This window comes from Frankia sp. CcWB2 (assembly GCF_977927585.1).
In genome coordinates, this window is record NZ_CDWRCM010000188.1 from 1,289 (window position 1) to 2,001 (window position 713).

1 protein-coding gene and 1 pseudogene are annotated in these 713 nt (G+C 76.3%); one reads left to right on the forward strand and one right to left on the reverse strand.

Features of this window, described 5'->3' with window-relative positions; translation table 11 throughout:
• The coding region (locus tag ACY45C_RS17355; RefSeq protein WP_462188608.1) for a glycosyltransferase at positions 1–410 on the forward strand (410 nt) is incomplete at its 5' end.
• Here the strand turns inward: ACY45C_RS17355 and ACY45C_RS17360 are convergent.
• Positions 411–713: pseudogene (locus tag ACY45C_RS17360) on the reverse strand (PIG-L deacetylase family protein); the annotation flags it as partial.

Genomic DNA, 713 nt, shown 5'->3' on the forward strand with positions numbered 1-713 from the left:
GCTTCTCGATCGCGGCCGTCGAGGCGATGGCGGCCGGCCGGCCGGTGGTGACCACGACCCGGGCCGGAGTCGCGCCCTTCGTCGAGCGGTGGGAGGCCGGATCCTCGGTACCGGCCGGCGATCCGGTGGCGCTGGCGGATGCGCTGGCGCTGTTCCTGCTCGACCCCGCGCGGGCGAGCGCGTTCGGGGCCCGGGGTCGTCTCGGTGTAGTCGAGATCGAGCCCTCGGCCATCGCCCGCCGCAAGGTCGAGGCATACCGGCGCGGCATCGCGCACTTCGGCACCCGGAACCGGCAGCAACACCCCGACCGAGCCACGCGGCCGACGGTTTATACCCCGACCTGTCCCGGGAACGGCGCCGCCACCGGCGCTGGCCCGCCGCCCGGCCCTGAGGTGGCGCCCGCAGGCTGACTACCGGCTGCCCCGTGCCTGGTGGCCGGCCCGCCACCGCCGCTCGAAGTCGAGGTGCCGCAGCGCCCCCGCGGCGACGTAGACCTCGTACCGACTCCCCAGGGTCGCGAGCAGGGAACCGGTCACCGGGGTGGCGACGCCGGACGCCGCGTCGTCCTCCCCCACCTGGGTGGCGTGCTCCGCGAGGGCCCTGCGCTGCCGCGCCCGGAAGCCGCGGGCGTCCACGAGCAGCGGACGGCGTTCCCGCAACCGGCGGACCGGCTGGACGAACAGACGCTCAGCCGACCAGCCCGCCGTCCCGTA